Below are 6854 nucleotides of genomic sequence, written 5' to 3' on the forward strand. Positions count from 1 at the left end.
CACGCCCAGCGCGATCGCGAGTTTGGTCGCCAACCCCCAAAGCCCGAAGTAGAGGCCGGCACGCCCACCGCCACCGGCCGCCGTGTCTTCATCGATCACGTCGGCCTGCATCGATGCCGGGATGGCCTGGTCGACACCCAGGCAGGCGCCGCCGAGCACGCAGATCACCAGATACGGCATCAGGTCGCCTGGCCCCAGCAGCAGGGCGAAGATGAACACGGCGGAGACCCACAGCATCGATGCGCACCACAATCGGTGCTTGCTCCACCGGCGGCCGACGCGCAGCCAGATCGGCAGCCCGATCACCGCCGAGAGAAAGTAGACGACCAGAGCCAGACCCATTTGTGCCTGGGTGGCCTCGAGCCGGTGTTCGACGAAGAACACGAACAGTACGGCCGGCAACGCGTTGGCGAAGCCGTTGAGCAGGTAGGCGATCAGCAGGCGGCGAAAGGGCCGATTCTGGCTGAGCAGCCGGATGCCGTCGCCCAGGTTCAGCCCGGCGCGGGCTTGCGCCGGGCGGGCCGGTTCACGCACGCCGATCAGCAACGCGACCAGACAAATCGGCAGCGACACCAGCAGAAAGCCGTACAGCGCGCGCAGACCGTCGCCGGTGTCCCCGCCCCGCTGCATCAGCACATTGGGCAGGATGATCGCGACCAGCGTGCCGACCACCGCGAAGATTTCCCGCGCGGCGGTGACCTTCGAACGCTCGTCGTAGTCGGCCGACAGCTCGGCGCCCCAGGTCTGGTACGGCAGCATGATCATGCTCCAGCCCAGGTAGGCGACCAGCGACCAGCCGAGCAGGTAAAGCCAGGTGGCCGATTGCGGAGGGGTGAACAGCGCCCAGGCGCCGAGCAGCAGTACCGGTGTGCCGCACACGATCCAGGGTCGCCGCCGGCCAAAGCGGCTGCGCGTGTGGTCGGAGGCCCAGCCCACGCCCAGGTCGGTGACCAGGTCCCACAGCCGCGCGCCGAACAGCAGGGCGCCGACCAGACCGGTGGTCAGCGCCGGGAGCTGGGCGTAGTACGGCGGCAGGAAGATCGCCAGCGGCAACAGCAACGCGGTCAGCGGCATGCCTAGCGCGCCGTAGGCCGCGAGTTGCCGCGGCCGCAGCGAACCGCTGGTCACGAGCAGGCTCGAATCAGTCGGCGTGGCGCAGCGCGATGTGCATCACGTCGATGCGACCGTCATCGAATCCGCATTCGCAGTAGGCGAGGTAGTAGCGCCACATCCGCAGGAAACGCTCGTCGAACTGCCGGGTGATCTCGCTGCGATGCTCCAGCACCTTGTCATGCCAGCGGCGCAGGGTCTCGGCGTAGTGCGGGCCGAAGAACGTGGGCTGATCGCATTGCAAACCCACCTTGCCGGCGACGGAGGCGAAGGCCTCGGGGCTGGCCAGCATGCCGCCGGGGAAGATGTACTTCTGAATGAAGTCGATGCGGCTGCGGTAGGTATCGAAATGCTGCCGGTCGATGGTGATGCCCTGCAGCACCGCCACGCCGCCACGCTTGAGCACGTTGCGGATGGTGCGGAAGTAGGTGGGCCAGTAGTCCTCGCCAACGGCCTCGTACATCTCGATTGACACGACACGATCGAAGGTTTCGCGGACATCGCGGTAGTCCTGGAGCCGGAACTCCACGCGGTCGGCGACGCCGGCCTGCTCGGCCCTGCGGCGGGCCTCGGCGAGCTGCTCGTCGGACAGCGTGATGCTGGTGACCCGGCAGCCGGTGGTCTGAGCGGCGTGGATGGCGAAACCGCCCCAGCCCGAGCCGATCTCCAGGAGGTGGTGGTCGGCGCCCAGGTTCAGCCGGTCGAGGATGCACTGGTACTTGCGGCGTTGCGCGGCGGCCAGATCCTCGTGCATCGGGTCGAACACCGCGGCCGAGTACGTCATCGTCTCGTCCAGCCACAGCTCGTAGAAGTCGTTGCCCAGGTCGTAGTGCGCCTGGATATTGCGGCGGCTGCCGGTCTTGGTGTTCGCCCGCATGGCGTGCAGCGCACGGCCAATCCAGTGGGTGATCGGGTTGCGATCGTAGGGGCCGCGGTAATGCGCCTGATTGAGCATGAGCACGTGCAGGGTCTCGGCCAGGTTCGGGGAATCCCAGTCGCCGTCCATGTAGGACTCGGCGAACCCGGTCGCGGCCCCCAGCAGCGTCTTGCGCAGCACCGCGCCGCTGTTCAGCTGCAAATGACCGTGGGGCCCCGGCTCATCGCCGCTAAAACGGTGCCGTGAGCCGTCGGGCAACCTGACATCAAGTTGGCCCACCTTCAGGCCCTTGAGCATCCACAGCAGCGCCGAGACGGCGAGGCCGGGAGATGCGGTTTCGGTCGGGGTCGCGACGGTCGTGTCGCGCAAGCTCAACGTCGGTTGGTCCTGGTTCATCCGGTGCTCTCCTCATGCGGCGCGGCGGGCTTGGGCCGATACCCGGCTCCGCGTAGCCAAAGCTTCAATGCTTGCCAGTGAATGCCGATCACCACACCCAGCGTGTGGAATGGCATCGCGATCATCAGCCGCGCGATGGCGGCATCGGTCAGGGGTTCGCGGCGACCCGACAGCGTCGCCGTGAGAATCCGTTCGCCATCCTTGTATTCGTGAATCACCACGCGGGCGGATTCATCCGGCTGGTCGAAGCTGAAACGGTAGAACCCGGCGACGTCGAGAAACGGCGATACGTGGAAGCGCTTGTCGCGGTCGAAGCTGCGTTCCAGGTTCATCGCCTCGCCCTGCTCGTGGATGACGTAGCTGTGGCGTTCGCCAAAGGTGTTGCGGACCTCGGCGACGATGGCGCGCAGCCCGCCGTCGGGCGCGTGGCAGTAGTAAAGGCTGATCGGGTTGAACACGAAGCCGAACACCCGCGGCAGACACAACAGCCGGATGGCGCCACCGCCGGTGTCGATGCCGTGCCGGCGCAGCACCGCCTCCACCCACGGGCGCAGCGGCGCGTCGTCTTCATCACCATGGTCGCGGTCGAAGAACGACAGCAGATTCCAGCGGTTGTGGCTGAACAGACGGCGACCCCGCGTGGCGGCAGCGACGTCGTCGATGTCCACCCACAGATAGAACACGCGGTAGACGAAGCGGTACAGCGGCGCGACATGACGCCGGTGCATGACCCGCATGTTGTAGAGCGCGGCGTCCATGTCAGGCGGGTTTGGCCGTCCATGGCGGCTCGCAGCCCAGCGCGCGGGCCACGTTCAGCCCCGACGTGAAGCCGTCCTCGTGAAACCCGTAGCCGGTCCAGGCGCCGCACCACCAGATGCCGTTCGCACCCTGGATCGTCGGCAGGTCGGCATGCGCCCGCATCATCTCCGGGGTGTACTGCGGATGGTTGTACTCCGTCGCGTACAGCACGCGCGCCGGGTCGGGTTCGTGGATCGGGTTGAGGGTGACGAAATACTCCTCCTCCGTGTCCAGTGCCTGGAGGCAGTTCATCCAGTACGTCAGGCAGACTGACTGATCATCCAGCGTGTCGGCCGCCTGCATCACGTTCCAGCTTGACCAGGTTAGCGTCCGGCGCGGCATCAGCGACCGGTCGGTGTGCAGCACGGCGCGATTGCGGGCGTAGCGGACGCGGCCCAGCACCTCCGCCTCCGCGGGGGCGGGATCGGCCAGCAGCTTCGCGGCGATATCGCCGTGCACGGCGCAGACGACGGTGTCGAAGATTTCGGCACCGGCTGCGGTGGTGACCTCGACGCCGCCGTCGACGCGGCGCAGCGAGGACACCGGTGTGTCGAGTCGCAGCTCGCCCGCGTAGTTGGCGAGCATGGCGTCGACGTAGCGCTGGCTGCCACCCGAGATCGTGCGCCATTTCGGCCGCCTGAAGATGTTCAGCAGGCCATGCGAGTCGAAGAATCGGGCGAAGGCCGGAAACGGGAACAGGCGGGTTTCAGCGGAGGGCGTTGACCAGATCGCCCCGGCCATCGGGCACAGGAACCGACGCTGGAACTCGGCGCAGTAGCCGTTCTGGTCCAGGAACTCGCCCAGTGTGACGTCGGGCAGGCGCTCGCTGGCCAGCAGCGTCTTCACCTGCCGGAAGAAGCGCAGGATGTCGCGCAGCATGCGCCAGTGGGAGCGGCTGAACAGCAAGCGCAGCTGCGCGAACAGCCCGAGCAGCCGACCGCCGCCGGAGTACTCCAGACGGCCCGGGCCGGCACTGAACGCGAAGGACATGCGGCTGGGCTGCGTGCGCACGCCCAGGTAGTCGAGCATGCGAATCAGGTTGGGGTAGTTCACCGGGTTGTGCACGATGAAACCGGTGTCGATGCCCACGGGCCCGTCCGGCGTTTCGACCGTCACCGTGTTGGTATGGCCGCCCGGCTTGCCGGCGGCCTCGATGAGAACGACATCGTGCTGGCGGGACAGCGCCCAGGCGGCGCCCAGCCCCGCGATGCCGGATCCGATCACGGCGATCCGCATGCGTGAAAAACTCCTTGTACAGGGTGATTACCCCAGAGTTCGCTGCGGGTTCGGGATTGGATTCAGTCCGTTGTCGATGTTTTGAACAGCGGCTGTAGAACGGGCCAGGCGTGGTCCAGCAAACGCGCCTGCGCCTGCACGTTCGGATGGATGCCATCCGGCAGAAACGCCTCCGGCGACAACGCGATCGGCTCCAGGAAGAACGGCAGCAGCGCCGCGCCGGTGGCCTCCGCCACCTCGGCGAAGGTGGCATGGAATGCCTCGGCGTAGGCGGGTCCGTAGTTGCTGGGAATGCGCATGCCCAACACCGCGACGCGTGCGCCCGCCGTCTGCCCCAGGGTGACCATGCGTTCCAGGTTGTTGTACATCGCTGTGGTGGGCTGGCCGCGCAGGCCATCATTGCCGCCCAGTTCGATGATCAGAATGGCAGGAGCATGGCGCTCGAGCTGGGCGGGCAGGCGGCGCAGGCCACCGGCGGTGGTTTCACCGGAGACGCTGGCATTGACGATGCGGTGTGGATAGCCTGCTTCCGTCACCCGCCGCTGCAACTGCTGCACCCAGCCTTCGTCGCGCGGGATGCCGTAGGCGGCGGACAGACTGTCACCGAACACGAGAGCCACCGGCGCATCGTCCGCAACCGCGATGCCGGTGCCGAGCATCCAGCAGATGATGAGCAGGACAGGGGAAACGCGCTTGAGCAGCATGATTCGCGCCGAAGAGGTGAGCCAGGAGGTTAGCAGCGGGCAGGAAATCCTGACCATTCTCGACCGGGTTGATCTGGAGGTCGCAGCCGGGGAAACGCTGGCCATCGTCGGTGCCTCCGGAGCCGGCAAATCCACCTTGCTCGGTCTGCTCGCGGGCCTGGATCTGCCGACGCGGGGACGGATCTGGCTGGACGGTCAGCCGCTGCATGACATGACCGAGGATGATCGCGCCCGGGCCCGGGCGGGTCGCGTGGGGTTCGTGTTCCAGTCCTTTCAACTGCTGCCGGCGCTGACCGCGCTGGAAAACGTGCTGCTGCCGCTGGAGCTGGCGGGCATCAATGACGCCGACGCGCGGGCTCGCGCGGCACTGGAGCGGGTCGGATTGTCGGCCCGTCTGACGCATCGACCCCGGCAGTTGTCCGGCGGCGAGCAGCAACGCGTCGCCCTGGCCCGCGCCTTCGCCCCGGAGCCCGCCGTGCTGTTCGCCGATGAGCCGACCGGCAATCTGGATGCCGACAACGGTCGCAAGGTGGCCGATCTGCTGTTCGACATGAATGCGCAGAGCGGCACGACGCTGGTGCTGGTCACGCATGATCTGGGCCTGGCGGCGCGCTGCGGCCGGCAGCTCAGCATGCGCGACGGTCAGCTGCACGACGCCCCGCCCGCATGAGACGACCCGACGCCGATCAGTGGCTGCTGATCGTGGCGATGGCGGTGGCCGTCGCCTCGGCCAGCGCGGTTGCGTTCTTTTCGGCGCGCATCGATGCCGCGATGACCCGGCAGGCCGGTGAAGCGATCGCCGCCGACCTGCGGACGCGGGACAGCAGCCCGATCGCATCCGACATTGAGCAGGAGGCCGTCGGCCTGGGCCTGCGCACCGCGCGGGTTGTCACCTTCCCCAGCGTCGTGATCGCCGGTGAGCGGTCCGCGCTGGCCGGGATCAAGGCGGTGTCCGATGGCTATCCGCTGCGCGGCGAATTGCGTGTTGCCAATGAGCCCTTCGGCGTCGAGCAGGTCAGCATGCAGGGGCCACCGGCCGGGGAGGCCTGGGTTGACCCACGATTGTTCGCCGAACTGGGCATCGGGCTGGGTGATCCGGTGCAACTGGGCGGGCTGACGCTGCGGGTGACGCAGGTGCTGGCCTACGAGCCTGATCGTGGCGGCGGTTTCACTACGCTGGCGCCGCGGCTGATGTTCCAGGCCGGGCAACTCGATGCCACGGGTTTACTGGGGCCAGGAAGCCGCGCCCGCTTTTCCCTGCTGGTTGCCGGTGAAACCGATGCTCTGGCCGAATTGCGGTCGCGCACCGCGGATCAGATGCCAGCCGGCCAGCAATGGACGTCCGCCGAACAGGCTCGACCGGAGCTGGACGACGCGTTGGGTCGGGCGCGGCGGTTTCTCGGTCTGGCCGCATTGTCCGCCGTGTTGCTGGCCGGTGTCGCCATGGCGCTGTCGGCGGTGCAGTACGCGGCGCGTCAGCGCGACGCCGTGGCGCTGCGCAAGACCCTGGGCGCGACCGGTTCGATGATTCTTCGCGAGGAACTGCGCCGGTTGCTGCTGCTGGGTGCGGCCGGCGGCGCGCTGGGCCTGATGTTCGGATATCTCGGTCAGTTGCTTCTGGTGCGGATTCTCGGCGATCTGGTGCTGATGAGTCTGCCGGCGCCGCCGCTGTGGCCCGCCCTGCCCGCGCTGGCGACCGGCGCCGTGGCGTTGATCGGGTTCGGCCTGCCGCC

Annotated in this window: 7 protein-coding genes; 2 read left to right on the forward strand and 5 right to left on the reverse strand. The window is 67.6% G+C overall.

Features of this window, described 5'->3' with window-relative positions; translation table 11 throughout:
• The 5 genes from ABNS06_RS14695 to ABNS06_RS14715 all read right to left on the reverse strand — a co-directional run.
• On the reverse strand, nucleotides 1–1128 hold a 1128-nt coding region (locus ABNS06_RS14695; protein ID WP_348675344.1), incomplete at its 3' end, for an MFS transporter.
• 13 nt (nucleotides 1129–1141) lie between these two features.
• Nucleotides 1142–2383, reverse strand: coding sequence for a cyclopropane-fatty-acyl-phospholipid synthase family protein (locus ABNS06_RS14700; RefSeq protein ID WP_348675345.1), 1242 nt, complete (start codon nucleotides 2381–2383; stop codon nucleotides 1142–1144).
• A complete protein-coding gene (locus ABNS06_RS14705; RefSeq protein ID WP_348675346.1) occupies nucleotides 2380–3141 on the reverse strand; it encodes a DUF1365 domain-containing protein in 762 nt (253 codons plus the stop codon). The genes ABNS06_RS14700 and ABNS06_RS14705 overlap by 4 nt, the downstream gene beginning before the upstream one ends.
• A 1-nt stretch (nucleotide 3142) precedes the next feature.
• On the reverse strand, nucleotides 3143–4417 hold the full coding sequence (locus tag ABNS06_RS14710) for an FAD-dependent oxidoreductase (protein ID WP_348675347.1): 1275 nt from the start codon (nucleotides 4415–4417) through the stop codon (nucleotides 3143–3145).
• A 62-nt stretch (nucleotides 4418–4479) separates the two neighbouring features.
• The gene (locus tag ABNS06_RS14715; protein ID WP_348675348.1) at nucleotides 4480–5121 is read right to left on the reverse strand and encodes an arylesterase; all 642 of its coding nucleotides are present in this window, start codon (nucleotides 5119–5121) and stop codon (nucleotides 4480–4482) included.
• On the opposite strand from ABNS06_RS14715, the gene ABNS06_RS14720 reads away from it, so the two are divergent.
• The gene (locus tag ABNS06_RS14720) at nucleotides 5120–5791 is read left to right on the forward strand and encodes an ATP-binding cassette domain-containing protein (protein WP_348675350.1); all 672 of its coding nucleotides are present in this window, start codon (nucleotides 5120–5122) and stop codon (nucleotides 5789–5791) included. The genes ABNS06_RS14715 and ABNS06_RS14720 overlap by 2 nt on opposite strands.
• Nucleotides 5788–6854 (forward strand): FtsX-like permease family protein (locus tag ABNS06_RS14725; RefSeq protein ID WP_348675349.1); only part of this gene is annotated, 1067 nt, incomplete at its 3' end. The genes ABNS06_RS14720 and ABNS06_RS14725, both read left to right, overlap by 4 nt.

The sequence above is a fragment of the uncultured Abyssibacter sp. genome, from assembly GCF_964000955.1.
In the GTDB taxonomy this organism is placed as follows: Bacteria; Pseudomonadota; Gammaproteobacteria; order Nevskiales; family OUC007; genus Abyssibacter.